Origin of the sequence: Pseudomonas sp. NPDC087690, from assembly GCF_044743175.1 — a bacterium.
Lineage (GTDB): Bacteria > Pseudomonadota > Gammaproteobacteria > Pseudomonadales > Pseudomonadaceae > Aquipseudomonas.
On sequence record NZ_JBIUVX010000031.1, the window covers coordinates 35880 to 59280 of the forward strand.

The following is a 23401-nucleotide window of genomic DNA, read 5'->3' on the forward strand; positions in this document are numbered from 1 at the left end:
GATCACACTTTATTGCCAGGGCAACTTTTTTCTGCAAAAAGGCCTAAATATTTTCTGCGTAGTTCGTCAGCCGACGATTACTAACATGGCTTGAGTGTGACAATTCATAAGACCTATTCTTTGTGATCAAAAGATCGTCCGATCGCGGCCCGAACCTTCGGCAACTCCTACAGGAGAATGCATTACAAATGTAGGAGCTGCCGAAGGCTGCGATCTTTTGATCTTCATATACGCCAATTGTGTAACTTCAGATACTCAACCCCTGAGTGTTATTACCCGGTCGCTCATCAAGAGCGCTCTGACGGAGGATTAATGGATTTCTGGACCCTTTTCCAGGTGTTGATATTAGGTGCGGTAGAAGGCCTGACCGAGTTCTTGCCGATCTCGAGTACCGGCCACCAGATCATCGTCGCCGACTTGCTGGAATTCGGCGGTGAACGCGCCATGGCCTTCAACATCATTATTCAACTGGGTGCCATCCTTGCCGTCGTCTGGGAGTTTCGACCGAAGATCTTTGAAATCATCAAAGGCCTGCCAACTCAACGCAATGCACAACGCTTCACCCTCAACTTGCTGATCGCCTTCCTGCCCGCCGTGGTCTTGGGCGTGCTGTTCGCCGACGCGATCCACGAATACCTGTTCAACCCGATCACCGTCGCGGTGGCCCTGGTCGTCGGCGGCATCATCATGCTGTGGGCCGAACAGCGCAGCCATGTGATCAGCGTCGAACACGTCGACGACATGCGCTGGTCTCACGCACTGAAAGTCGGATTCGTACAATGCCTGGCGATGATTCCCGGCACCTCGCGCTCCGGCTCGACCATCATCGGCGGCCTGCTGTTCGGCCTGTCGCGTAAAGCCGCCACCGAATTCTCGTTCTTCCTCGCCATGCCCACCATGGTCGGCGCCGCCGTCTACTCCGGCTACAAGTACCGCGACCTGTTCCAACCCAACGACCTGCCAGTCTTCGCCCTCGGCTTCGTCACCGCATTTATCTTCGCGATGATCGCCGTGCGTGGGTTGCTGAAGTTTATTGCCAACCACAGTTATGCCGCGTTCGCGTGGTATCGGATCGCGTTTGGTTTGTTGATTCTGGCAACGTGGCTGTTTGGCTGGGTCAACTGGACCGCAGCAGCGGCCGCCTGAATGCTGACGCCAGGCGGAGCAATCCGCCTGGCGCAGTGTAAGAGGAGAGGATTAACGCCCTTCAAGCAACTCGGCAGCCTGATCCAGCAACGCCAGCGGATCCTTGGCCTTGTGAATATCCACCGACAACAACTGACGGAATTTCCGAGCCCCCGGGAACCCCGTACCCAGGCCCAGCACATGCCGCGTGATGTGATGCATCGCACCACCCGCCAGCAAATGCTCGGCTATATAAGGACGCAACTGCGCCAACGCCTCAGCCCGACTGATCACCGGCGCCGAACTGCCGAACAACTGCTGATCCACCTCCGCCAGCAAATACGGATTGTGATAAGCCTCACGCCCCAACATCACCCCATCAAAAGTCTGCAAATGCTCATGGCAGGCCTCCATCGTCTTGATCCCGCCATTCAGCACAATCTCCAACTCCGGAAAATCCGCCTTCAGCTGCGCCGCCACGTCATAGCGCAACGGCGGAATGTCACGATTCTCCTTCGGCGACAACCCCTCCAGAATCGCAATCCGCGCATGCACGGTAAAACTCGTGCACCCGGCATCGCGGACAGTGCCGACGAAATCACACAACTCCGCGTAACTGTCCCGACCGTTGATGCCGATGCGGTGCTTTACCGTCACTGGAATCGACACCGCGTCTTGCATCGCCTTCACGCAATCCGCCACCAGTTGCGGGTGACCCATCAGGCACGCGCCGATCATGTTGTTTTGCACACGATCGCTTGGGCAGCCGACGTTCAGGTTTACCTCGTCGTAACCGTGCTCTTGGGCCATGCGGGCGCAGGCTGCGAGATCCAACGGAACGCTACCGCCCAACTGCAACGCGAGAGGGTGCTCGGCTTCGTTGTGACGGAGGAAGCGTTCGTGATCGCCGTTCAGGAGCGCGCCGGTGGTGACCATTTCGGTGTAGAGCAAGGCGTTCTTCGACAGGAGGCGTAGGAAGAAACGGCAATGGCGGTCAGTCCAATCCATCATGGGCGCAACGGAGAACCGCCGAGACAGCGCAGGGCTTGAGTTTACTGGGCTGGAGTGGGTATTTTGTACCATTTGGCTCAACGTATTTATAGCGTGTTTTTAGGCGTTTTCAGGCGTTTTTTCGATGTCGCTGGTACAATGTACCAATCACTTTCGGAATTGTACCAGTCGACTATGGCAACGATCAGAGCACGAAAACGCACCGATGGCTCAGTCAGTTACACGGCACAGATACGCCTGTTTCGCGATGGAGCGCAAGTCTACCAAGAGAGCCAGACCTTCGCCCGGAAACAGGCGGCACAAGCGTGGGTGCGGCGACGTGAGGCTGAGCTAGATCAGCCTGGTGCGATTGAGCGCGCGAACCGCAAGGGCGTCAACGTAGAGGACATGATCAAACAATATCTGGCCGAAATGGAGAAGGTCCGGCCGCTGGGAAAGACCAAGGAAGCCACCCTCAATGCTATTGCAGCATCGCACTTTGGTCAGACCGTGGACTCAGATATCAATAGTCAGCGGTTGGTGGACTTTGCGCTTTGGCGAATGAGCAAGGAGGGCGGTGGTGTTCAGCCGCAGACTGCAGGCAACGATCTGGCGCACCTTGGGGCTGTCCTTTCGATCGCGCGACCTGCTTGGGGGTATGAGGTAGACCCCCACGCGATGGCGGACGCTCGGAAGGTGCTTCGGAAGTTGGGCTACAACATGAAGAGCCGAGAACGCGACCGACGGCCGACCAAGGAGGAACTGGATAAGTTGCTCGAGCATTTCACTGGCATGCAGCAACGTCGACCCAGTTCGATCAACATGCTTAAGGTTATTGGCTTCGCGGTGTTCTCCACGCGTCGACAGGATGAGATCAGCCGAATCCGATGGGAAGACGTCGATGAAACGGGTCAGCGGGTGCTGGTGCGCGACATGAAGAACCCAGGGCAGAAGATTGGCAATGACGTTTGGTGCCACCTTCCAGATGAAGCATGGAGCATTCTGCAGAGCATGCCAAAAGAGCGTGCGGAGATTTTCCCGTACAACTCGTCATCGATCTCCACGGCTTGGGCGAAGGCATGCAAGTTTCTGGAAATTGAAGATCTCCACTTCCACGATCTGCGACACGATGGTGTGAGCCGTTTGTTCGAAATGGATTGGGATATTCCGCGAGTAGCCAGTGTTTCCGGGCATCGTGACTGGAACTCGTTACGTCGATATACCCATCTGCGAGGGAGGGGGGACCACTATGCCGGATGGCCGTGGTTAGAGAAGGTTATCCAGGCGCCCGTGAAGCTTGGCGCCTGGGGTAAGCAGTGAATCAGCTCGCTCGGCGGTATCCGTTAAGCTGGTTAAATTCTTTCACCGCAGCCTCCCGTTGCAGATCTAAATAAGCCGCCAGATCAGTAATGTGAATACCCTTTGCGCTTTTTTGGCTCGGCTCCATCCGCGTGATCGGGATTTTGATCTGCCCGGCCATGACCTTGCGCTGAAACATATCGGTGGTTAGGTGCGTAAAGTAGTCCTTGCAAACCATGTCCAGTGGGATGATCGCCTGGCCGTTGTACTGAGCCATCAGAATGAAAGCAGTGTTCATTTTTCCTCCTGGACTGCGGGTTGATCCTGTTGTTCTCTGCTGAGTTTCAGCCATTCCGGCGCTGCCTGCTTCCACGCCCGACGCATCCATGCTGCGAAACCCGCTTTATAGGCGTAATGCTCGCGGGCGAACGTGTCAGACTTACTCGCTCCTGGTGTCCTGATGTACGTCACGCGCTTTCTGCAGTACTGCAGGCCTTCAGGTATTGGAAACTCTTTCTCGAACTCGACTCGCTCGTCGATCTGAACTACTTCGACGACTAGCCTTGGCGGTCTTTCGAGAATGCATTCAGGGTGCGTATACCCCACAGCAGGCTGCGCGGGCGGGCGATTCTGAGCGATTAGCGTTGCATTGGGTGTGGCTGCCTCGCGCAGCTTTTCGTGGGGGGGAAGCGCCTCGGTGGTGCTGCTTAGAGGAGCAATAATGCCTGCTGCTTCGCAGCAGAGGCTGTTTGTTTCTAGCGTGTCGACGCTCACTTCTTCGCAGAGCAAAGCGGTCGTGGATTGGGTGTTGTGCTGGTCCATTTGCATGCCGCTTTTCTCCGCGGTTCGATTGCGCGTTGGTTCGTCCGGCGCTGGTGAGGCGTATGCCGTGTCGCGGTGGATGTTGGAGTGGGTAAGGATCTCGTTCATGCGGCGTCTCCCACATCAAAGGGAGCCAGTTGCTCAGCCATGTCGAGAGCTCGGTCGCGCAGCGCGCGAGTGTCGCGCTCCAGTTTTTTGCCTGTGCGGAATGCACTGAATGTGTCGGCGGCAATGCGAAGTTTCTCGGCGATTTCCAGAAGTGCTAAGCGCTCGGGGCCTCCGAATGCCATCACTATCTGTAGACGTTTGCAGTGTTGCGACAACCGGGTGTGGTCGGCTTTGATGAAGTCGAGAGATGCCCTTAATTCGCGAACCGTCTTTGCGCTTTCGGCACGCTGGATCTCGTCGCTTTCCTTCATGCCAGCGGACATGCCGTCGCTATGGCCCATGAAGTAGCCGGCCCATACTAATAGCCCGGCCAGAATGATCAGAGCGATGAGTGCGCAGATCTGAATTGCGGTCATGTGGTGTGCTCCTGGTGATGTCACAGGCTGGTGGTGGCAGCCGTTCGGTTGGTGGGTGTTACTCGTTGGTGTCGTCCTGGTGTCGCTGCATGTCTTCGTCGGCCTTGTAGGCGCGGATGTCGATCAGTGAGGCGACGTGTCGGATGTGTGCGTACTTCGGTGCCTTGCGGCTGGTGTCCAGCGTGGTGATGGGGAGCTGGATGCGGCCGCTGCTGATCTCGGCCACGAACGATTGCTCGTTGAGGTTGCGGAAGTACTGCTCGCGCACTTTGTCCAGCGGGATCAGGACGTCGCCGAAGATGCGGTAAAGCAGTTCGACGGTGGCTGACTCCGGTGCCGGGTGTAAGCGGAGCGGGTTTTGTGCTGTGTTACTCATGGCTTTGTTGGGCCTCCTTGCGTTGTTTTCTGGCCGGGTGGTTCCAGGCGTTCAGGCAATGCGTTCTGGTCAGCTCGCGCAGATGTTCGGGCACTTCGAGGAGCGCGGCGTTTCGCTCCTCTCGTGTCCGCATGGCGATGATCTGGCGGGCGTATTCCCTAGGCCACGTCACGGCTGTCTGCCGGAATGGCGGGTAGGTCGATTCCCAACTGTTCAGCCAGCCAACGGATACCGGGCTGTTTGATCCGGGTCGATTGGCTGTACTGCATGCCGAGCTGATCGTGGTACCACTGGCCGTCCTTGATTCGCAGGTAATCGCGATCACGGGTGGGGTAGGTCGGTAGGTTCCGCTTGTTGAGCAGACCTTTTTCACGCATGCGTGCAATCAGCTTGGGGCGGGTCGTGCCGAGTTGGGCTGCGGCTTGGGCGAGGGTGTGTTCCATGGCGTCCTCCTCATGCCGCGTGCGCGGCTGGGGTGGCCGCAGCAGCGAGGTGGTTGATGGATTCGCTGATCTTGCCGTAGATCTCGACATCGCTGCCGTACACGGTGAAGCACCGGGTGTGCGGGCTTTTGTTACCGATGCTCAGGATGGTGGTGACGCCTGAGCGCGATTGAGTGCGGTGCAGCGCAACCCGGAGTGGGTAGTCGAAGCCCATGTCGAGGCTCAGCACGCCGCCGGTGCGCACCAGCTCAAAAACTCGCTGCTTGTCCGATATTTCAAAGCGGCCGTATTCACGGCTGGCGTGCGTGCGGTGAACCAGATCGCTGGTGTTGCTTGCATCGAACGGGCCGTTGGCGATCTCTTCGATGAAGTCGGCCAGCTTGAGGTGCATCTTCTTTTCGTTCGACAGGGTCAGCGTGTGGCGTTCGCTGCCCAGTTCCACGACGAAGGTGCTTTCTGAGATACCACGTTCAACCTTGAGGCGAAACGCCAGGCACTCGCGCCTAGGCGCAGTCCGCAGGACGTGGTTGAAGGTTTCGGTCAGGTTGACCTGGGCATTGAGCAGCTGGAGGGTGCGGTTGTCGATTTTGTACTTGATCATGCCGCGTGCCCTCCGCCGTTCGGATTGACTGGGGCAGGAGTGGTGCGCACTGTCAGCTTCGGTTTGCTGATGGCGAACGCGCAGCCGCTCTCGCGGGCAAGGCGGCGAATCTCAAAGATATGGAAGGGGTTAGCAGTGGCTGGATGGACGTGCAGGGTTGCTGTGGCGTGCATGGTGTTGCCTCGCTCTGTGGTGGAGAGTGAGAAAAATATCAACCATTGGTAGATATTTGTCAACAACCATTGGTTGATGTTTGTACTGGGCCCATTTTTAGGTGGATGGGCTCGACACTAAATTTTGAATGAGGTTGATATTCAGATGGGCTTTGAGCAGAATCCGTTGAGGGACTTCTAAATTGAGATGGATTCAGGTGATCAAAAAAATGACATTGGATGGAATCGTCTCATTTGTAAGTTTTGCTGCAAATTTTACGTCCTCAATTGCCTCCATTATTGCGATATATCTTTTCGTTTTTAAGCGGAAAGCAATTGCCTCTGTGTTTTCATTGCTCTTTAATTATTCGCATCAGCTAACTCTTTCTGAGATTAAAGAAAAGCTTGAGCTGTTGAATAATTTCAATGCGAATGATCCTGCGCATACCGATACGATATTGAATATATTTCATGATCTATTAGGGCAAATCAGAGGAAATGATAAAATTAGCGGCTTGATGTCTAAGCAGATATTAAAGCTTGAACGTTTAATTGATCGTGACTTGAAGATTACGCCAATTACAGAACCAAAAAAGCGTGCATTGATCAGCGAGATTCGTGAAAAGGTTAGGCACTTAAACGTTCAAAATATTGATGAGCTTGCCGGGAGTGGATCATGAGTAAGATTGTGGTTGCCGCAAATGCAATGATTGAAAACTCGCACAAAATTACAGACGTCCTTCAGGGAGTACATGAAGGCGAAATATTTTTTAGGTATGATCAAAAATATAAATGGTCTATTTTGAAAAGGCATGATGACCATTATGCATTGATGTTTTACCCGGGGCGACAAAGAATAGAAGATCTCGCAAGTATGCCAGATGAGTATTGGCATGAATTTAATGAGATGGTTAATTATAATTCAAAGGACCTCGGTACCAAGGAAAGTTTGGAAACGTTTAAGGATCTTTATAGGGTTGTAAACGATATGAAATATGGTATGGATCAGGTTCTAGATGAAATAATAAGTTCAGTGAATTTCTAATACGGGTTGCAGAGTCTTTTAAAGTTATTCAGGTATGAATGAGCCTACAACTTTGCCGCATATATGAGTCTCTTCCGTAATGTCAATGATTGGATATTGCGGATTGATTGGTCTCAAAAACTGCCGCCCAGCATCCTCGACCAAAATCTTAAATGTCGCTTCATTAGTGCGCGGGACTCTAGCGATAACTCGATCACCCGTCTTAGCTTCAGCCTCTGGGTCAACAAAAATTATGCAGCCCGTTGGGTAACTGCGACCGGGCCCAGGGTTCGTCATTGAGTCGCCGAGGACTTTCAATGCGTATCCGTTGTTACTGATTGGTACAGGGCAAGACAACCATGATTCTGCGTCATGGCCTTCAACGTTCGAAATCGCTTCGCACCAGGCTCCGGCTTGTACCCAAGAGATCAGCGGGACCTTTCCAAAGCGTTGATTTATTTTGCTGACGTTGCTCTCTCCGCCGACGACCAACTGGCGAACGTTATCTTCAACGGTCTGTTCCTTAGGCAGCACACCGTATTCAAGCCACTCCCGGCGAACCTTCAGCCAGGTGCAGAGCGCAACCATGCTATCAGCTTCGGCCATGGATTCTCCATTCAGCCACTTGCTGACAGCTTGGGTGGTCTTATCAACCCCCAGACTCTTCAACTGACGATGGATGTCCACGCCACGACCCCGGCTGCGTACGCCGGCGTCGTCTAATGCTTCGTGTAGGCGCGAGCTAAAAGCGGCTCGTAGTTCATTTTTGTCAACCATAGGTTGAGAGTGCCACGGAACTTGCGAAATAGTCAGTTGATGTTTAATATCAATTTCTGGTTGATAAGTTGAGATTGCCAATGTTGGTTCCCACAGATTTTCCGAACGCCATTGCTTTCGCTTTTGAAGCTGTCGGTGGCATCGGTGCCGCCGCCAAGGTATGTGACAGAAGTTATCAGGCACTGCATAAGTGGCGCCAGTCAGCCTGCCTGCCGCGAACCGACTACACCGGTGAAACAGAATATGCTGTGCTTTTGGCGACAGCTGCAAAGCAGAAGGGCAACCCGTTTGAATCCGCGTGGTTGTTGAATGTATCTGCGCCGCAGAAGGCTGCTGCATAGCATCTCCAGAAAAAAGGCGGCCTAAAAGGCCGCCCAATTCCTCCCGGCACGCACCACCACAGCGCTGTCGGGTCGCGATAAAGATAGGCGGGCACACCACATGCAACCACCTCTCTTTATCGCGCTTTTCCAAGGCTCGGAAGCCTTGGTGTTGCTGCCTCTTCCACCACAGATTTGGCAGCTGTTGCGCCAGGGGTGAGCAACGGATTGCTCGCCCCGGCACGGTGCCGGTGTCGATCCCGAAGATCTAGCCGGCGTTTGGGCCCTTTCAAGCCACGCGGCAAATGTATCACCACTGCATGTCGCGCGGCACTGGCAACTTACAAGGATTAATGCCATGAGCCGTATCGCTCTGAGTTCTGTTGAGCGGGCGCAGCGGGAAGTTTTGCCGCTCGATCTCGCGCTTTACCATGCCGCACGGGACTACCCAGGCGGCGCCGCAGCCATCGCCGCCACCACCGGCCGCAATGCGACCACGCTGCAGCACAAGCTGTCCCCAACCCACCCAAGCCACACGGTGAACATTCAAGAGTTCGGTGAGATTCTGGAGCTGACCAAGGATCGTCGCATTCTGGATGCGGTGCATGCGTTGGTCGGTGACACGACTTGGCAGGAGTTGGCTGAGGCGTACACCAACGACATGCCCGAGACGCTGACCACCGGGATTGCCGAGTACTTCCGGCAGGTCGCGGATCTGGCGGATACCTGGGCCAAGAGCATTGGTGACGGGGTTGTTTCCGATAAGGAGTTGGCCGCGATTCGTCTGCAGGTGTTCCGTGGGATTCAGGGGCTGTTGGGTTTGTTCAACCGCGCCACGTATGTCAACCAGACGACGCGGGGTGTTGATCGTGGCTGACATTGCTGACTTTGCAAATGACCTGGTGCAGGAGCGTGTTGATCAAGCGCTGGCTGCACGTCTTCTCGCCGCCAAGCCTGCTTTGGCGGCGCATTCGTTTCTCTTTTGCGAAACGTGCGATGACCCTATCCCGGAGGCTCGCCGTTTGGCGCAGCCCGGCTGTACGCAGTGCGTGGGATGCCTTGCCATTGAGGAAATGATGGAGGCTCGTCATGCTCGATGAGGTGTTGGGGCAATTCGCTGATTATGGCCTTGAGCCTGCGCAGCCTTTGGTGTTCGGCAAGCTGACACGCTGCAAGACGACGCAAGACAAGGGCAAGGAAAAAAACGGCTGGTATGTCGTTCATGAACAGCACACGGAGAAAGGCGAGACGCTGATCTTCGGTGCGTTCGGTGACTGGCGTTCGGGCGAGTCTCAGAAGATCAAGGTCAAGGCTGGACGGATGTCGCCTGAAGAACGCGAAGTTATGCGCGCTCGGCAGGAAGAGGCCAAACGTCGCGCGGCTGAGATATCGGCCAACGCGGCACGTCGTGCGGCCAAGCGAGCGGCCGGTATGTTCAAGCGCATGCCGGAGAAGGGCCGTAGCGACTATCTGGATCGCAAGCAGATTGTCGGCTTCGGCGTTCGGTATGCGCCGCGCTCCGGTGCGTTTCTGGTGCCGATGAGCAATGTGCGTGACGAGATTGTCGGACTGCAGGTGGTGTTCCCGACCAAGCAAGAGGACACCGGTCGGGACAAGTCCTATTGGCCTTACGGCATGTCGAAGGAGGGCGCTTTCCATCTGATCGGGCCGCACCCGGATCCGGGTGAGCCGGTGCTGGTGTGTGAGGGTTACGCGACCGGCGCAAGTCTGCATATGGCCACGTCACTCACCGTGGCGATTGCGTTTGATGCGGGCAATTTGCTGGTGGTTTGCAAGGCCATGCGCGAGCGGTTTGCCGGCTGCCCGCTGATCATCTGCCGCGACGATGATTGGAAGACCACGAAGCCCAATGGCGATGCCTGGAACCCCGGCGAAGAGAAGGCCAATAACGCGGCGCTGATCGTCGGTGGCCAAGTGGTTGCACCGATCTTTTCCGGTGAGCGGGGAGCCAAGTGGACCGACTTCAACGATCTGCATGTCGCGGAAGGTTTGGAGGCGGTGCGTCGTCAGGTGTTGGCGGTGGTTAAGCCGCCGGCCGCTGGTGGCTGGAAGGACATGCTGGCCCGCAGTGAAAGCGGCGCGTTGATTGCGCATATGCAGAACGTCGAATTGATTCTGGCCAACGATGAGCGCTGGGCCGGGGTGATCAGTTACAGCGCTTTCAGCTCGAAGATCGTGAAACTGCGCGCTGCCCCGTATGGCGGCGGCACGGGCGATTGGGCGGATATCGATGATGTGCGGGTGATGAAATGGCTCGCGCAGCAGTACAACTTGCGGGTCAAGGCCTCGCATGTGATCGAGGCGGTGAGTGTGGTTGCGCATGACCATGCGTTTCATCCAGTAAGGCAGTACCTGCGCAAGCTGGAGTGGGATCGGGTGCCGCGTCTTGAAAGCTGGCTGACGGAGGTAATGGGCGTTAAGGCTACTGACTATTCTTCCAAGGTCGGCAAGCGTTGGTTGTTGTCGGCCGTCGCGCGAGTGATGAAGCCGGGTTGCAAGGCTGACTCGGTGATGATTCTGGAAGGGGCACAGGGCGCCGGTAAGTCGACGGCGATGAGCATCCTCGGCGGCGAGTGGTTTATGGACACGCCGTTTGCGCTCGGTGACAAGGATGGCTTTCAGGCGATCCGGGGCAAGTGGATCGTCGAGCTGGGCGAGCTGGATAGCTTTAACAAGGCCGAGAGCACGAAGGCCAAGCAGTTCTTTTCGGCGTCCACTGACACTTATCGCGAGAGCTACGGCCGTAGAACGATGGACGTGCCACGCCAGTGTGTTTTCGTGGGTACAACCAACCAAGACGAGTATCTGAAGGACGCCACCGGCAACCGGCGTTACTGGCCTGTCGCGTGTACCAAGGTGGATCTGGATTTGTTGCGCTCGATGCGTGATCAGTTGTGGGCCGAGGCTGTGTTCTGCTACGACGCGGGCGACCTCTGGTGGGTGACGCTGGATGAGGCGCCTATGTTCGGCGAGGAGCAGGACGAGCGCTTCGTCGTGGATGAGTGGGAAGGGCCAATTCTGACCTGGTTGGAAGAGTCGCAGATTGGCGAAACCACCACCGGCAGTGAGGTGCTGGCCAGTGCGCTCAAGTTGGACTTTGGGCATTGGGGTAAGCCGGAGCAGATGCGCGTCGGCGCGATCATGCATCGCTTGGGTTGGCGGCGCGTGCGGTTGCCTGCACTGGTGAAGAGTGGGCAGCGGCCTTGGGCTTACAAGAAGCCGGCAGGGTGGGGCGGTGCCTCGGCGTTACAGCGTGAATCGTTCGAGGAGCCTTGTTTTGATTAAGGAGATCGATTCGCTGCTTCGGTTGTGGGCGCAGGAGCTGCATTCAGAACATTCAAAAGGAGGGCTGGCCGGGGGAAATATGGTTGCCATGATGATGGAGAGCAACGGGCAACTGATCAGGGGGCGACGTGCTTTCCGCGCGCCGCTGGAGAGTTCGTTGGACATTGAGCTGATCGTGACCAAGCACCTCTCGCCGGAGCTGGTGACGGTGGTGCGGGAGCATTACTGCACGCTTGATGTGGATATGCGCTTGCGGTATGCCCACTGCGGTTGTGGCCGCGACACGTACTACCAACGTTTGCATGATGCGCATCTGCAGATCTTCGGCGTGATGATGGGGCTGGCTGCGTGACCCCAAGAATTCGTCTGGCTGTTGTTGTCCCACTGGCCCGTCTTGTCTCGCTGCGTTTTGATGCAGTGGGACAGGTGCGGGCCTTGTCGTTGTTGGGTTGTCCCACCGTCCCGCCTAGTAGTGCCTCCCGCCCGTGTGAGCGTAGCGGGCGAGCACTACGCGCTTACGCGCGAACGTGTGTTCTTTAAACTTCTTCCTTTACACGAGAAAGAAGAAAGATAAGTAGGACAGTGGGGCGAAGCCCCGAATTTAGGCGCTCTCAGGCGTCCCACTTCGATTCTGAAAGGTGGGACGTATGGGACACCGCCGCAACAACAGAATGCCGTGGTGGTGTATTCGCCGACATTCGCTAGGCGTTCACCCTGCGTTACCCACTTATTCACCTGGTGGCATTAAAGCAGGGTTGCTGCCACCGGAATCGACCTGTAAAAAGTAGTCATCTTCGATAGGTGCGACCGCAGAGAGCGGCAGGCACCACACCACCAAACCCGGCCATTGCGCCGGGTTTTTGCGTTCATGGGGTAGGCGATGACAAGCGAGCAACAAGCACTGGCAGAAATGCCGATCTGGTTAGTGATCGTCCTGGCTCTGGTCGGTGGCGTATCGGGGGAGATGTGGCGAGCAGACAAGGATGGGGCGCGGGGCTGGGCATTGTTGCGCAGACTCGCGCTTCGGTCGGGTGCCTGCATTGTCTGCGGGGTGACGGCGATGATGTTGATGATCGCGGCCGGCATGTCGCTGTGGACGGCGGGGGCGTTGGGCTGCCTCACCGCGATGGCGGGCGCGGATGTTGCCATCGGCTTGTACGAACGCTGGGCTGCGAAGCGGCTTGGCGTGTGCGACGTCCCGCCGAATGGCGGCGGGCCAGCTTGAAACCGCCGGGGACCCTGAGGTTATTCGGAGGGTACGGGGTCGGAAACCCGCGGGAAAGTGTTAGCGGGAGCGCCCCCAGCTTACTGAAATTTCAATCATTGAAATCTTGAAAGGATTTATTGAAATAGGTTGAAAAAGGAGAGCTCATGACAGAACCAGCCTACCTGTCGAAGAGTGCCTTCGCGGCCCGGCTCGGCAGGTCGCCGAGTTACATCACCTGGCTGAAAGACAACAACCGTTTGGTGCTTTCGCCCAACGGCAAACAGGTTGATGTACATGCCACCGAAGCGCTAATTCGCGACACCGCAGACCCGAGCAAGGTCGCCGTCGCCGAACGACACCAGCAGGACCGGATTCAGCGTGACGTTTACAGACAACTGTCCACCCAGACCGAGCCGACTTCCACGGCTGCGCCGCCGCAGGTGCTTACCGGCGACGGCAAGTTACCGGACTTCCAAAAGGCTCGCGCTTTGCGCGAACACAACATGGCGAAGTTGGCGGAGATCGAGCTGGGCAAAGCCCAAGGCTCGTTGGTGTCCAAGGAGGCGGTCGAAACCGGTGCCTACAACGCCGGGCGTTTGCTGCGTGATCAGCTTTTCGGTCCGCTACCGCAACTGTCGCATGACCTGGCGGCCATGACCGATCCTTGGTTGATCGAAAAACACCTGACCGCCACCTTCCGTCGAACGCTGGAGGAGGCCGAGCGGCTCTCTTCAGCAGATCTTGAGCACGCCATGACAACGGACTGAACCTATGCACACGGAATTTCCTGACGGTGCAGAGGTGTACCGTGAGTCCTATTTCCGTGGACTGCGCCCCGACCCAGATCTCTGGATCGACGAATGGGCCGACGAGTACATGCGAATCCCGCGTGACACCGGTGCCCCTGAGCCCGGCCAGTACCGCACCTCACGGACACCTTATGCCCGCGAGCCAATGCGCTGCCTGTCGCCGGCTCACCCTTGCAGACGCGTGATCACCATGGTGGCCTCGCAGTTGATGAAAACCCAGATCGCCCTGAACTGGATGGGTGGTCTGATCCACATGGCGCCGTCGAACATTCTGGCGCTGCTCCCCAGCCTCGGCCTGTCCAAGCGTGTGTCGGGGCGGATCAGCAAGACCATCAAGGCCACTCCCGTTCTGCGCGAGCGGGTCGCGGCTACCCGATCGCGGGACGCACGCAACACGATGGACACCAAGGAATTTGAGGGTGGTTCGCTGTACGTAACCACCGCCGGTTCTGCGGCCAACCTTTCGGAGCTGTCGGCGCGTTATATCTACGGCGACGAAGTCGACCGCTGGGAGAATGACGTCGGCCAGGAAGGTGACCCCATCAAGCTGGCAGAGACGCGTGCGACCAACTTCGGTCGCAACGCTAAGATCTACTTCTCCAGCTCGCCGACGATCAAAGGTGCCTCGCGGATCGCCGACCTGTTTGAGTCCAGCGACCAGCGCTATTACTACGTGCCATGTCCTACCTGCGGTCATATGCAGGTGTTGGAATGGGAGCGGCTGCACTACAGCAAGGACCTCAGCACTGTGCATTACGAGTGCGCAGCGCCTGAATGCGACGTGCTGATTGAGGAGCACCACAAGAGCGACATGCTCGCCCGAGGCGAGTGGCGCGCTCATGCTGGTGGCGACGGCAAAACTGTTGGCTTTCATCTCAACGCGCTGTATTCGCCGACCGGCTGGATGGATTGGGCCGGCCTTGCCGAGGAGTTTGAAGACGCCAAGAAAGCTCAGGCCCAAGGTGACACAAGCCTGATGCAGGTGTTCTACAACACTCGTCTGGCTAAGGTCTGGGACAGCGCGCTCGAACAGACCAAGGCGGAAGTGCTGATCGCTCGGGCGAGGCTGGAAACGTACACCCTCGGTGCGATGCCTGCCGGAGTTTTGATGCTGACCGGCGCCGTCGACGTCCAGGCCAATCGCCTGGAGCTGATGGTGATGGGCTTCGGCGTCGGCATGGAGCGCTGGGTTGTTGACCACCAGATCATCTGGGGCGACCCGGCAGACGAACGCACCTGGGCGGTGCTGGACGAGAAACTCAAGGCTCGTTACCGGCATCCTTGTGGTGTGGGTCTGGCGATCCTCGCCGTGGGCGTCGACTCGGGTGGTCACCACACCGATGAGGTCTACCAGTTCTGCCGCGTTCGTCGCTGGCGCAACATCTTCGCCATCAAGGGTGCGAGCAAGCCGGGCCGACCGGTGATTGCACAGCGCCCGTCCATGGTCGACGTGACGTGGAAGGGCCAGACCGAACGCAACGGTGCCGAGTTGTGGTTCGTCGGTACCGACACCGCCAAAGACTGGATCTACAACCGCTATCCATTCCCGGACGGTCCGGGATCGCTGCACTTTGCCAACGACCTGCCGGACGAATTTTTCGCCCAGTGCGTCGCCGAACGCAAAGTCGTCCGCTACGTACGCGGACACAAGCGTATCGAATGGGTGAAGGGCAAGGCTGAGCGCAACGAAGCGCTCGACCTGATGGTGTACTGCCTCGCGATGGCGCATTACCTCGGCATCAACCGCTATCAGGAACACGATTGGGATCGGGTGCGTCAGGCGCTGGCCCAGTCCGGTCTGTTCGACGATGCCCTGGGCATCAAGCCTGTTAAGGGCGAGCGACTTGATGCAGAGCAAACACCGGCGCCCGCGGCTGTGCGACAGACTCAAGCCGCACCACCACCTGCTGTACCAGTCGCTCCAGCGCGCCCCCCTGCCGCACCACCTCAACGCCGCAGTTCCACCAGCGGTTACCTGAAGAGACGCTGATATGTCCTTTACCTCGAAACACCTCGACGCCATCGAGCGCGCCATCGCGCGTGGCGAAAAGACCGTGCGCTATAGCGACCGAACGGTGGAATACCGTGACGTTGATGAGCTGCTCCGCGCACGGGAAGAAATCCGCAGTTCGCTCTCCAGCGCTGCCGGCCCACGCTCGCGGGTTGTGCGGCTCAGTCATGGAGGCAAGGGAATCTGATGGCTCGACAATTCCCGTCGCTTTCCCGTAGCGGATTCTTGCTGCCATCGAACATCAAGGCCAGCTACGAGGGCGCCGGGGAGGGTCGCCGATCTGCTAGCTGGGACGCGACCGACGATGGTATCAACAGCATCAACACCCCGGCGCTACGCAACCTGCGTGCCCGCTCACGGGCGGCGGTGCGCAATGACCCGTATGCGGCCAACGCCATCAATAAACGCGTCAGCAACCTGATCGGCACCGGCATCACGCCACGCCCAAAGGTAAAAGACGAAGACCTGCGCAACCTGCTGCAGGAATTGTGGGACGACTGGGCCGATGAGTCGGATGCCGACGGTCTCTGCGACTTTTACGGGCAGCAGGCGCTGGTGGCTCGCACCGTGGAAACGGCAGGTGAATGTTTTGTGCGCTTGCGTCCGCGCAGTCTGGACGATGGTCTGGTGGTGCCGCTGCAGCTGCAGACCCTGGCACCAGAGTTCGTGCCGCACGACAAGTTCGAGATGACCAAGACCGGCAACATCATCCGTGCCGGGATCGAGTTCAACCCGGCCGGCAAGCGCGTGGCCTACTGGATGTACCGCTCGCACCCGCGTGATGCGTCGTCGATCAACAGCGGTTACAACCAACTGGTGCGCGTGCCGGCCAGCCAGGTGCTGCACATCTTCGAACCACTGGAACCGGGGCAGTTGCGCGGCGTGCCGCGTATGTCACCGGTTCTCAAACGACTGCGCAGTCTCGACAACTACGACGACGCGGTGCTGTTCCGGCAGGAGGTTTCCAATCTGTTCGCCGGCTTCATCAAGCGCCCGTCGCCGGATATGGGGCAGGTGCCACGTGACCCCGTCACCGGCCAACTGATCACCGCTGACCGCGACGGCTTCACACCTATGGTTGCACTCGAACCCGGCACCATGCAGGAGCTGGGCGCGGGTGAGGAGGTCGAGTTCTCCAAACCACCGGATGCCGGCAACAACTACCCGGACTTCATGCGGCAGCAACTGATGGCAGCGGCAGCGGGTACCGACACGCCCTACGAGATCCTCACGGGCGACATGAAAGGCATCAACGACCGTGCGCTGCGCGTCGTACTCAACGAGTTCCGGCGCCGCCTCGAACAACTGCAATTCAACGTCTACATCCACCAGCTTTGCCGGCCGGTCCGCGCTGCTTGGCTCGACATGGCGGTATTGAGCGGCGTGATCGAGTTGCCGGACTACGCCAAGCGTCGTCGCGAATTTCTGCGCACGCGCTGGGTGCCTCAAGGCTGGGCCTATATCCAGCCGGTGCAGGACGTGCAGGCGCGAATGCTTGAGGTCAATGCCGGGTTCGGTTCGCGCAGTGAGATGTGTCTGCGAACCGGTTATGACTCCGAAACGGTCGACGCGGAAAACGCCGCCGACGCTCAACGTGCCCGCGACTTGGGCCTCAATTACCGAACCCTCGTCGAGATTGATAGTGAACACGACGATCAGGAGAAACCATGAAACCGCCGTTCCCTCTTCGAATCTTCAACAAACTGGACGGGCAACTACCCGTGCGAGACAAACACTGGTACAGCCTACGGGCCAGCGGTGAAGCCGAACAGCGCACTATCGAGGTGTACGTCTACGGTGAGATCGGCACCTGGGGTATCACGGCCAATCAGTTCGTACGTGACCTAGCCGCGTTGGATGACGGTACGTCACCGATTGTGGTGGCGTTCAACAGCATTGGCGGCGATCTGTTCGACGGTCTGGCCATTCATAACGCCCTGTCGCGTCTGGGGGAGCGCTGTACCGGCCGCGTCGATGCCTTGGCTGCCAGTGCCGCGAGCGTTGCAGTCTGTGGCGCTCATCGAGTGGTAGTCGCGGAAAACGCCGCGCTGATGATCCACAACCCGTGGACCTACGCCTCAGGTGATGCCGAGGATATGCGCAAGGTAGCGACCGCGTTAGATCAGGCGCTGGAGCTCATTATCACAGCCTACAAGGCCAAGGCGCCGGATATCGACGAGGTGGAGTTAAGGCGCCTGGTCGATGCAGAAACCTGGCTTACGGCTCGCGAAGCGGTGGCCCTCGGATTGGCCGATGAAGTAGGCGACGGTGTGCAAATCAAGGCGTGTCTGGGGCAGGGGACGGTCATGCAGAAATACCAGCGCACGCCCCAGGCGCTGCTGGATCTGCTCAACGAACCCACGAAACCGACCGAGCCGGTGGTCGACCAGCCTGAGTCATCGGCGCCTGGTGCGGATGCGGCGGCGCTGGCTCTGCTGATCACCCAGTCATGCACCCAGGCCGGTATCAGTAACTTGATCGAACCGCTGATTGCAGCGACCAAGCTGGTTGACGAAGCGACTGTGCAGGCTGCGATCACCCAGGCCAAGTCGATCCGCGATCTCTGCGTTGCCGCCCGGTTACCAGAGTTTGCGGTGGAGTTTGTGCAGGCCGGACTGGATACCAGCGCCGTGCGTGCGCGGCTCTTCGACAAAGTCGTCGGGAAAGGCGGGGGCTTTGAGATCGACAACAGCCTCCCGCAGAACGAAGACCCGGCTCCCAAAATTCAAGCCAAGCAACCCGATCCGCCGTCGATTTGGGCGGCACGTCAGGCCGCTCAATCTCAAGCCTTTAAAGGAGTAAGACCATGACTATCAAACGCGAACCGATGCACGCAGGTGAATTCCTGCTTTCCGAGGGCGCCGGGACCATCTCGCGAGAAGCCATCAACCTCGCTGCCGGTCACGCACTGGAGCCTGGTCAGATCCTCGGCCTGGTGACCGCGACCAGTGAGTTCGCCCCGTACAACCCGACCGCGGAAGACGGCACGGAAAACGCCGTCGCCATTCTCTACGGCCCGCTCGGTGAGTCGGATGTGGTGCGTCGCGGCCGCGCCGTGGTGCGGTTGGCCGAAGTCAGCGAAGCACACCTGACCGGCCTGGATCTGGCCGCCGAGAAAGCACTCGCCACTCATTTCGTGATCGTTCGCTAAGTCGATCCTTTTTTTATATGCATCCCGCCGCGTGCGGGATTTTTCGTTTCTGGAGAGTACCCATGGCCGATATCGCCATTTTTGACGACGAAGCATTCAGCGTCGATTCGCTGACCGCTGCACTCAATGATCAACCGTACCTGCCAGGGCGCATCAGCGCACTGGGTTTGTTTCGCGAGGAAGGCATTACCACCCTGACCGTGCAGATCGAGAAGGACGGCGACACCCTGGCACTGGTGCCGGCCGGTGAGCGTGGTACGTCCGGCCTGGTGGTCGCGGCCAGCAAGCGCAGCCTTATCCCGTTCAACACCGTGCACCTGCCGGAACGCTTCACCATCAAAGCCGATGAGATTCAGGGTATCCGCGCCTTCGGTACTCGCACTGAGTTGCAGGCGGTGCAAGACGTGGTCAATGCGCGGTTGGCCAAGGCGCGGCGCCAGTTGGACGCCACGCACGAATTCCAGCGCATGGGCGCATTGAATGGCCAGATCCTCGACGCCGATGGCAAAACCGTACTGCTGGATCTCTATGACCGCTTCGGTGTGAAGCGGCAAAAGATGTCCATGGGACTGGCGGATCCAGAGACTGAATTGCGGGTTCAATGCGGCGAGGCGCTGGATATGCAGGAGGATGCATTGGGTAGCGTGACCAGTACTGGCTCGCGCGCCTTCTGCGGTAAAAACTTTTGGAACAAGTTCATCGTCCACCCCTCGGTAAAAGAAACCTACCTCAACAGTCAGCAAGCGGCCGCGCTGCGGGGCGATGCCCGGGAAAGCTTCGAGTTCGGCGGCATTATCTGGGAGCGCTACCGTGGCAAGGTGGCCGGCGTGTCGTTCGTGCATGACGACAAGGCACTTCTGATCCCTGAAGGCGTGCCAGATCTGTACATCTCGGTGTTTGCGCCGGCTGACTACATGGAAACGGTCAACACCCAGGGCATTCCGTACTACAGCATGATCGAGCCCCTGCCTTTCAACAAAGGCATGGCTGGTGAGGCGCAATCGAACCCGCTGCATCTTTGCACGCGACCGCGCGCCCAGATCCTGCTGGAACTCTGACCGTGGGCTTTCGCGATCTGATCGCCGAGGTCGACGCGGTGGTGTTCGAAACGCTGGGCGATACCGCGCGGATTGAGGGGCGCGAAGAACCAGTGCTCGGTATGTTTGCCGCGCCCTGGCTGCAACCCAAGTTCGGCAAGCTCAACACCGGATTGCGCGAGCCGCGCTTCGAGATCCGCGTCAGTGATTCCCATGGTCTGGAACAGGGCATGCTGGTTAGCGTCGACTTGCCTGCCTTGGACGGCGGTGGTGACTACGACCTGATTCAGCTCGAGCCGAGCGGAGACGGTTTGGTCGCTTTGATCTTGAGGATGCGAGCATGAGCGTCGGCAGTTATTACAAATCCTCGGCCAGTGGCGGGATGCTGACAATTCAGTCTTCGGCGGCAGATTTGCAAGCCTTTGAAGGTTTCGCTGCATTGGTGCCGAACGCTGCCGCTGCTGCTCAGCGTCGAGCCATCAACAAAACGTTAGGGTGGCTGCGCACTCACATTGCGCGTGCGGTGGGCCGGCAGGAGCGCATCGCCGTAGCGGCGGTGCGTCAGCGCTTGCGCAGCTACCCGGTCGCCGGCAGAGCCGCAAGCGGTAAATTGTGGTTTGGACTGAATGCCATTGAGTCCAGCCGGATCGGTCGCGCACGGCAAAATGGTAGCGGCGTGTCGGTGGCGGGGCGCCGTTATCAAGGCGCTTTCCTCAAACAGGTCTACGGCAACAAGCCCGACATCTGGATCCGTACCGCAAGCAAGCACTTCAATTCGAACGACTACCCCGATACGACAGCGTCGGCAAGGGGCGGTGCCAGTTCTGGATGGGTCGCGGAGAACGGCAGTCGCTTTCCACTGGCAAAGGCCAAAGTGTCGCTTGAGGGAGCCCGTCCGCACTTCGACGAGTGGGTCAAGCGCGCCCATGGCCGTTTGCTGGAGATCCTGCAGCAGGAGCTGAACTTTGAGTTTCAAAAGTACCTGAAGGGGACGGCCAATGTCTGACGAACCATTCACCCTAGATGAGCTTTATCAGGCGATCGAACAGCAGGTATCGAGCCATCTGCCAGGTGTTAAAGCAGTCACGGCATGGCCCAACATCAAGGATCGCATTGCGCTGCCTGCAGTGTTCATCGAAATGGCAGAAATGGAACCCTGTGCTGACATCGGTACCGGGCAGACCTCGCTGATCTGCAGGTTCGAAGCGCGGATCATCGTCGACCCGATTCGTGCGCAGCATTGTCAGCAGGCCGCACACATGGCCGCCCAACTGGCGGTGCTGTTGCGCCTGCAAACCTGGGGCGTTGCGGTCGAGCCTGCGGAGTTCGTTCAGGCCATGCAGGACTGGACCAAGCCGGAGCTGGATGGCTACACCGTATGGGTCGTTGAATGGACCCATAAGCTGTATTTGGGTGCGGAGGATTGGCCTTGGTCAGATGATCCCGAGGTGGTTCCCGAGAACGGTGGTTATCCGGTGGAAGTTGTGTTGGCGCCGGAAGACTCGCCATGAGTTACGCCAGTGCAGAGCATGACCGCATGATTGCGGCCATGCTGATGCCTTGCGTGGTGGTGGGGGTGGATCTACCGGCAGGAACTGTGCGGGTGTCGAGTGGCGAATGGACAAGTGCCTGGGTGCGCTGGCACAGCCTCGCCGCCGGCAAGGCGCGGCACTGGCGCGCGCCGAGTCCTGGTGAGCAGGGCGTGCTGTTCAACCCCAGTGGCCAGGCCGGCATGGGCACTTTCATTCCCGGGCTGTACGGCAATGCCGGCGCCCAGCCAGACAATCGCGACCACGTTGAGGTCTGGCGTTTTGATGATGGCGGTTCGCTGGTCTACGACTGGCAGGCCCAGAGCTACACCATCACCCTGCCGACCGGCACGGTGACGATCAAAGTCGGCAGTACAGAACTCGTCGTTACGGATAACGCGGTGACAGTGAAGTCGGGAACGATCGATCTTGAGGGCGCTGTGAACATCAAGGGGCCGGTCAATATCGACGGTACGTTACACGTCACCGGTAACATCGACGGCGACGCGAACATCATGGCCGTCGGCAGTAGCGATAATCACCACAAGCATTAATCACCCATCCAGCCCGCCCAGTGCGGGCTTTTTTATGCCCGGAGGAAACCCATGGCCAAGAACAATGAGCAAGCGATCGATGAGCAACTGCCGTCACCGATTCGCCAACCCGTGCCAGCTCAACTTCAAACGCCGGATCTGCTGTTGAAGTTCCGCGATACGGTCTTCACCTCGCGCACCTTGTGCATCCCTGGAACGAATCGAACGCTGTCGGTGGTCAAGGCCACTGTCGAGGTGTCGGCGTCCGATGAGCGGGCGGTCAACTACCTGAAATCCCATCCCGAAATTGAACACCCGGAGTGACGTAAATGATCGGAATGGATCGCCACACCGGCCAACCCATTGCCGATTTGCCAAGCGTTATTCAGTCGATCGGCGACATTCTCAGCACGCCGATCGGCAGCCGGCGAAAGCGTCCGGAGTACGGCAGCAAGTGCCGTAGTTATGTGGACTTGCCGGTAAACGCCGGGTGGAAAAGCTCAGTTCAAGCCGAGGCGGCGCGCGCGATCGAGCGTTGGGAGCCGCGCGTGGAGCTTAAGAGCGTCCGTGTGAAAGCGGTGCTGGGCGGGAAGATTGATTTTGTTGTTGCCGGCAAGTACCTGGGCAACGACTTCTTGGCCGAGGTGAGTACATGAGTGTTCTGGATCTGTCCGCACTGCCGGCGCCGGACGTGCTGGAACCGCTGGATTATGAGCTGACCTTTCAAGATTGCCTCAGCACCTTTCGGGTCGACCTGGGCGACAACTGGACGGCCAACATGGAATCCGATCCGGTGGTCAAACTGCTGGAGACGGGGGCCTATATCAAGCTGGGCAACCGCGCCCGGGTCAACGACGCGTCCAAGGCGCTGCTGTTGGCCTACGCGATCAAGAGTGACCTTGACCACCTTGGGGCCAACGTCAATCTGCCGCGCCTGGTGATTCAAGCCGAGGATCTGACCGTCACGCCGCCGGTGCCTGAAGTGCTGGAGGAAGACGACCCGTACCGCGAGCGCATCCAGTTGGCTTATGAGGGGCTGACCACGGCCGGGCCGCGTAACAGCTACATCCTGCACACACGCAACGCTTCGGGGCTGGTGGCTGACGCCTCGGCCGAAAGTCCATCACCGTGCAACGTTACGGTAACGGTGCTCAGCACTGAGGGAAAAGGCGAGGCCAGCGCCGAGCTGCTGGGCGTGGTGCGGTTGGCAGTGAATGAGGAAGACGTTCGGCCGCTCGGCGATCGGGTCAAGGTGCAAAGCGCGGAAATCCTCGACTACAGCATTGATGCCATTTTGCACATGAGCAGTGCGGGGCCTGAGGGTGAAGCCAGCCGGGCGGAAGCCGAGCGACGACTGGCGGCATG

The 23401-nt window shown here is 58.3% G+C and carries 32 protein-coding genes; 24 read left to right on the forward strand and 8 right to left on the reverse strand.

What is annotated here, in order from left to right; translation table 11 throughout:
• The first annotated feature begins 312 nt into the window (after positions 1–312).
• The gene (locus ACIPIZ_RS22475; protein ID WP_150648565.1) at positions 313–1146 is read left to right on the forward strand and encodes an undecaprenyl-diphosphate phosphatase; all 834 of its coding nucleotides are present in this window, start codon (positions 313–315) and stop codon (positions 1144–1146) included.
• Positions 1147–1197: 51 nt separating this feature from the next.
• Here ACIPIZ_RS22475 and dusA read toward each other — a convergent pair whose 3' ends face one another.
• Positions 1198–2208, reverse strand: a complete 1011-nt coding sequence (dusA, locus tag ACIPIZ_RS22480; RefSeq protein ID WP_401167504.1) for a tRNA dihydrouridine(20/20a) synthase DusA — start codon at positions 2206–2208, stop codon at positions 1198–1200.
• 102 nt (positions 2209–2310) lie between these two features.
• Here dusA and ACIPIZ_RS22485 point away from each other — a divergent pair, with 102 nt between their 5' ends.
• Positions 2311–3435, forward strand: a complete 1125-nt coding sequence (locus ACIPIZ_RS22485) for a site-specific integrase (protein ID WP_401167561.1) — start codon at positions 2311–2313, stop codon at positions 3433–3435.
• Between the two features lies 1 nt (position 3436).
• Here the strand turns inward: ACIPIZ_RS22485 and ACIPIZ_RS22490 are convergent, their stop codons facing one another.
• The 6 genes from ACIPIZ_RS22490 to ACIPIZ_RS22515 form a co-directional block, all read right to left on the reverse strand.
• Positions 3437–3712: a pyocin activator PrtN family protein gene (locus ACIPIZ_RS22490; RefSeq protein WP_123451205.1), complete on the reverse strand. Its 276-nt coding sequence runs from the start codon at positions 3710–3712 to the stop codon at positions 3437–3439.
• Positions 3709–4344, reverse strand: coding sequence for a hypothetical protein (locus tag ACIPIZ_RS22495; RefSeq protein ID WP_401167507.1), 636 nt, complete (start codon positions 4342–4344; stop codon positions 3709–3711). The genes ACIPIZ_RS22490 and ACIPIZ_RS22495 overlap by 4 nt, the downstream gene beginning before the upstream one ends.
• Positions 4341–4760 (reverse strand): hypothetical protein, encoded by a 420-nt coding sequence (locus ACIPIZ_RS22500; RefSeq protein WP_401167510.1) that lies wholly within the window; start codon positions 4758–4760, stop codon positions 4341–4343. The genes ACIPIZ_RS22495 and ACIPIZ_RS22500 overlap by 4 nt, the downstream gene beginning before the upstream one ends.
• A gap of 58 nt (positions 4761–4818) precedes the next feature.
• Positions 4819–5136: a pyocin activator PrtN family protein gene (locus ACIPIZ_RS22505; protein ID WP_401167512.1), complete on the reverse strand. Its 318-nt coding sequence runs from the start codon at positions 5134–5136 to the stop codon at positions 4819–4821.
• Between the two features lie 158 nt (positions 5137–5294).
• Complete coding sequence (locus ACIPIZ_RS22510) at positions 5295–5579, reverse strand: phage antirepressor KilAC domain-containing protein (RefSeq protein ID WP_401167515.1); 285 nt, start codon at positions 5577–5579, stop codon at positions 5295–5297.
• 10 nt (positions 5580–5589) lie between these two features.
• The gene (locus tag ACIPIZ_RS22515) at positions 5590–6180 is read right to left on the reverse strand and encodes a hypothetical protein (RefSeq protein WP_401167517.1); all 591 of its coding nucleotides are present in this window, start codon (positions 6178–6180) and stop codon (positions 5590–5592) included.
• 355 nt (positions 6181–6535) lie between these two features.
• Between ACIPIZ_RS22515 and ACIPIZ_RS22520 the strand changes: the two genes are divergently transcribed.
• Positions 6536–7012 carry a hypothetical protein gene (locus ACIPIZ_RS22520; RefSeq protein ID WP_401167519.1) on the forward strand — a complete coding sequence of 159 codons (477 nt, stop codon included), beginning with the start codon at positions 6536–6538 and terminating at the stop codon, positions 7010–7012.
• A complete protein-coding gene (locus ACIPIZ_RS22525; RefSeq protein WP_401167522.1) occupies positions 7009–7377 on the forward strand; it encodes a hypothetical protein in 369 nt (122 codons plus the stop codon). The genes ACIPIZ_RS22520 and ACIPIZ_RS22525 overlap by 4 nt, the downstream gene beginning before the upstream one ends.
• Before the next feature lie 24 nt (positions 7378–7401).
• Here the strand turns inward: ACIPIZ_RS22525 and ACIPIZ_RS22530 are convergent, their stop codons facing one another.
• Entirely contained in the window at positions 7402–8133 is a 732-nt protein-coding gene (locus ACIPIZ_RS22530) for a LexA family protein (RefSeq protein ID WP_401167563.1), read from the reverse strand.
• An 80-nt stretch (positions 8134–8213) separates the two neighbouring features.
• On the opposite strand from ACIPIZ_RS22530, the gene ACIPIZ_RS22535 reads away from it, so the two are divergent.
• The 20 genes from ACIPIZ_RS22535 to ACIPIZ_RS22630 all read left to right on the forward strand — a co-directional run.
• Positions 8214–8474 carry a hypothetical protein gene (locus tag ACIPIZ_RS22535; RefSeq protein WP_401167524.1) on the forward strand — a complete coding sequence of 87 codons (261 nt, stop codon included), beginning with the start codon at positions 8214–8216 and terminating at the stop codon, positions 8472–8474.
• 337 nt (positions 8475–8811) lie between these two features.
• Positions 8812–9330, forward strand: a complete 519-nt coding sequence (locus ACIPIZ_RS22540; protein ID WP_401167527.1) for a phage regulatory CII family protein — start codon at positions 8812–8814, stop codon at positions 9328–9330.
• Positions 9323–9553, forward strand: a complete 231-nt coding sequence (locus ACIPIZ_RS22545) for a TraR/DksA C4-type zinc finger protein (RefSeq protein WP_127926420.1) — start codon at positions 9323–9325, stop codon at positions 9551–9553. The genes ACIPIZ_RS22540 and ACIPIZ_RS22545 overlap by 8 nt, the downstream gene beginning before the upstream one ends.
• Positions 9543–11759: a VapE domain-containing protein gene (locus ACIPIZ_RS22550; protein ID WP_401167530.1), complete on the forward strand. Its 2217-nt coding sequence runs from the start codon at positions 9543–9545 to the stop codon at positions 11757–11759. The genes ACIPIZ_RS22545 and ACIPIZ_RS22550 overlap by 11 nt, the downstream gene beginning before the upstream one ends.
• Positions 11752–12111 (forward strand): hypothetical protein, encoded by a 360-nt coding sequence (locus ACIPIZ_RS22555; protein WP_401167532.1) that lies wholly within the window; start codon positions 11752–11754, stop codon positions 12109–12111. The genes ACIPIZ_RS22550 and ACIPIZ_RS22555 overlap by 8 nt, the downstream gene beginning before the upstream one ends.
• Before the next feature lie 528 nt (positions 12112–12639).
• Complete coding sequence (locus ACIPIZ_RS22560; protein ID WP_130909723.1) at positions 12640–12984, forward strand: phage holin family protein; 345 nt, start codon at positions 12640–12642, stop codon at positions 12982–12984.
• Positions 12985–13130: 146 nt separating this feature from the next.
• Positions 13131–13733 (forward strand): terminase small subunit, encoded by a 603-nt coding sequence (locus ACIPIZ_RS22565; RefSeq protein WP_401167535.1) that lies wholly within the window; start codon positions 13131–13133, stop codon positions 13731–13733.
• Positions 13734–13737: 4 nt separating this feature from the next.
• Positions 13738–15765, forward strand: a complete 2028-nt coding sequence (locus ACIPIZ_RS22570; protein WP_401167536.1) for a phage terminase large subunit family protein — start codon at positions 13738–13740, stop codon at positions 15763–15765.
• Position 15766: 1 nt separating this feature from the next.
• Positions 15767–15973 (forward strand): phage head-tail joining protein, encoded by a 207-nt coding sequence (locus ACIPIZ_RS22575; protein ID WP_401167538.1) that lies wholly within the window; start codon positions 15767–15769, stop codon positions 15971–15973.
• Positions 15973–17457: a phage portal protein gene (locus tag ACIPIZ_RS22580; protein ID WP_401167540.1), complete on the forward strand. Its 1485-nt coding sequence runs from the start codon at positions 15973–15975 to the stop codon at positions 17455–17457. The genes ACIPIZ_RS22575 and ACIPIZ_RS22580 overlap by 1 nt, the downstream gene beginning before the upstream one ends.
• The gene (locus tag ACIPIZ_RS22585) at positions 17454–18596 is read left to right on the forward strand and encodes a head maturation protease, ClpP-related (protein WP_401167542.1); all 1143 of its coding nucleotides are present in this window, start codon (positions 17454–17456) and stop codon (positions 18594–18596) included. The genes ACIPIZ_RS22580 and ACIPIZ_RS22585 overlap by 4 nt, the downstream gene beginning before the upstream one ends.
• Positions 18593–18937: a head decoration protein gene (locus ACIPIZ_RS22590; RefSeq protein WP_401167544.1), complete on the forward strand. Its 345-nt coding sequence runs from the start codon at positions 18593–18595 to the stop codon at positions 18935–18937. Before ACIPIZ_RS22585 ends, ACIPIZ_RS22590 begins: the two co-directional genes overlap by 4 nt.
• Positions 18938–18999: 62 nt before the next feature.
• On the forward strand, positions 19000–19995 hold the full coding sequence (locus ACIPIZ_RS22595; RefSeq protein WP_401167547.1) for a major capsid protein: 996 nt from the start codon (positions 19000–19002) through the stop codon (positions 19993–19995).
• 2 nt (positions 19996–19997) lie between these two features.
• A complete protein-coding gene (locus ACIPIZ_RS22600) occupies positions 19998–20318 on the forward strand; it encodes a hypothetical protein (protein WP_401167550.1) in 321 nt (106 codons plus the stop codon).
• Positions 20315–20980: a hypothetical protein gene (locus tag ACIPIZ_RS22605; protein ID WP_401167552.1), complete on the forward strand. Its 666-nt coding sequence runs from the start codon at positions 20315–20317 to the stop codon at positions 20978–20980. The genes ACIPIZ_RS22600 and ACIPIZ_RS22605 overlap by 4 nt, the downstream gene beginning before the upstream one ends.
• Entirely contained in the window at positions 20973–21485 is a 513-nt protein-coding gene (locus ACIPIZ_RS22610; RefSeq protein WP_401167554.1) for a hypothetical protein, read from the forward strand. Before ACIPIZ_RS22605 ends, ACIPIZ_RS22610 begins: the two co-directional genes overlap by 8 nt.
• Positions 21482–22057 carry a phage baseplate assembly protein V gene (locus tag ACIPIZ_RS22615; protein WP_064391006.1) on the forward strand — a complete coding sequence of 192 codons (576 nt, stop codon included), beginning with the start codon at positions 21482–21484 and terminating at the stop codon, positions 22055–22057. Before ACIPIZ_RS22610 ends, ACIPIZ_RS22615 begins: the two co-directional genes overlap by 4 nt.
• A gap of 51 nt (positions 22058–22108) precedes the next feature.
• Positions 22109–22360 (forward strand): hypothetical protein, encoded by a 252-nt coding sequence (locus ACIPIZ_RS22620; RefSeq protein WP_401167555.1) that lies wholly within the window; start codon positions 22109–22111, stop codon positions 22358–22360.
• Positions 22361–22365: 5 nt separating this feature from the next.
• Positions 22366–22692 (forward strand): GPW/gp25 family protein, encoded by a 327-nt coding sequence (locus ACIPIZ_RS22625; RefSeq protein ID WP_064391008.1) that lies wholly within the window; start codon positions 22366–22368, stop codon positions 22690–22692.
• On the forward strand, positions 22689–23401 hold a 713-nt coding region (locus ACIPIZ_RS22630; protein ID WP_401167558.1), incomplete at its 3' end, for a baseplate J/gp47 family protein. The genes ACIPIZ_RS22625 and ACIPIZ_RS22630, both read left to right, overlap by 4 nt.

Excerpts from the sequence above, each read along its gene's own strand:
- ACIPIZ_RS22475 (WP_150648565.1), top strand. The coding sequence starts at position 313 with ATGGATTTCTGGACCCTTTTCCAGGTGTTGATATTAGGTGCGGTAGAA.
- dusA (WP_401167504.1), bottom strand. The coding sequence starts at position 2,208 with ATGGTACAAAATACCCACTCCAGCCCAGTAAACTCAAGCCCTGCGCTG.
- ACIPIZ_RS22485 (WP_401167561.1), top strand. The coding sequence starts at position 2,311 with ATGGCAACGATCAGAGCACGAAAACGCACCGATGGCTCAGTCAGTTAC.
- ACIPIZ_RS22490 (WP_123451205.1), bottom strand. The coding sequence starts at position 3,712 with ATGAACACTGCTTTCATTCTGATGGCTCAGTACAACGGCCAGGCGATC.
- ACIPIZ_RS22495 (WP_401167507.1), bottom strand. The coding sequence starts at position 4,344 with ATGAACGAGATCCTTACCCACTCCAACATCCACCGCGACACGGCATAC.
- ACIPIZ_RS22500 (WP_401167510.1), bottom strand. The coding sequence starts at position 4,760 with ATGACCGCAATTCAGATCTGCGCACTCATCGCTCTGATCATTCTGGCC.
- ACIPIZ_RS22505 (WP_401167512.1), bottom strand. The coding sequence starts at position 5,136 with ATGAGTAACACAGCACAAAACCCGCTCCGCTTACACCCGGCACCGGAG.
- ACIPIZ_RS22510 (WP_401167515.1), bottom strand. The coding sequence starts at position 5,579 with ATGGAACACACCCTCGCCCAAGCCGCAGCCCAACTCGGCACGACCCGC.
- ACIPIZ_RS22515 (WP_401167517.1), bottom strand. The coding sequence starts at position 6,180 with ATGATCAAGTACAAAATCGACAACCGCACCCTCCAGCTGCTCAATGCC.
- ACIPIZ_RS22525 (WP_401167522.1), top strand. The coding sequence starts at position 7,009 with ATGAGTAAGATTGTGGTTGCCGCAAATGCAATGATTGAAAACTCGCAC.
- ACIPIZ_RS22530 (WP_401167563.1), bottom strand. The coding sequence starts at position 8,133 with ATGGTTGACAAAAATGAACTACGAGCCGCTTTTAGCTCGCGCCTACAC.
- ACIPIZ_RS22535 (WP_401167524.1), top strand. The coding sequence starts at position 8,214 with ATGTTGGTTCCCACAGATTTTCCGAACGCCATTGCTTTCGCTTTTGAA.
- ACIPIZ_RS22540 (WP_401167527.1), top strand. The coding sequence starts at position 8,812 with ATGAGCCGTATCGCTCTGAGTTCTGTTGAGCGGGCGCAGCGGGAAGTT.
- ACIPIZ_RS22550 (WP_401167530.1), top strand. The coding sequence starts at position 9,543 with ATGCTCGATGAGGTGTTGGGGCAATTCGCTGATTATGGCCTTGAGCCT.
- ACIPIZ_RS22560 (WP_130909723.1), top strand. The coding sequence starts at position 12,640 with ATGACAAGCGAGCAACAAGCACTGGCAGAAATGCCGATCTGGTTAGTG.
- ACIPIZ_RS22565 (WP_401167535.1), top strand. The coding sequence starts at position 13,131 with ATGACAGAACCAGCCTACCTGTCGAAGAGTGCCTTCGCGGCCCGGCTC.
- ACIPIZ_RS22570 (WP_401167536.1), top strand. The coding sequence starts at position 13,738 with ATGCACACGGAATTTCCTGACGGTGCAGAGGTGTACCGTGAGTCCTAT.
- ACIPIZ_RS22575 (WP_401167538.1), top strand. The coding sequence starts at position 15,767 with ATGTCCTTTACCTCGAAACACCTCGACGCCATCGAGCGCGCCATCGCG.
- ACIPIZ_RS22580 (WP_401167540.1), top strand. The coding sequence starts at position 15,973 with ATGGCTCGACAATTCCCGTCGCTTTCCCGTAGCGGATTCTTGCTGCCA.
- ACIPIZ_RS22585 (WP_401167542.1), top strand. The coding sequence starts at position 17,454 with ATGAAACCGCCGTTCCCTCTTCGAATCTTCAACAAACTGGACGGGCAA.
- ACIPIZ_RS22590 (WP_401167544.1), top strand. The coding sequence starts at position 18,593 with ATGACTATCAAACGCGAACCGATGCACGCAGGTGAATTCCTGCTTTCC.
- ACIPIZ_RS22595 (WP_401167547.1), top strand. The coding sequence starts at position 19,000 with ATGGCCGATATCGCCATTTTTGACGACGAAGCATTCAGCGTCGATTCG.
- ACIPIZ_RS22605 (WP_401167552.1), top strand. The coding sequence starts at position 20,315 with ATGAGCGTCGGCAGTTATTACAAATCCTCGGCCAGTGGCGGGATGCTG.
- ACIPIZ_RS22610 (WP_401167554.1), top strand. The coding sequence starts at position 20,973 with ATGTCTGACGAACCATTCACCCTAGATGAGCTTTATCAGGCGATCGAA.
- ACIPIZ_RS22615 (WP_064391006.1), top strand. The coding sequence starts at position 21,482 with ATGAGTTACGCCAGTGCAGAGCATGACCGCATGATTGCGGCCATGCTG.
- ACIPIZ_RS22620 (WP_401167555.1), top strand. The coding sequence starts at position 22,109 with ATGGCCAAGAACAATGAGCAAGCGATCGATGAGCAACTGCCGTCACCG.
- ACIPIZ_RS22625 (WP_064391008.1), top strand. The coding sequence starts at position 22,366 with ATGATCGGAATGGATCGCCACACCGGCCAACCCATTGCCGATTTGCCA.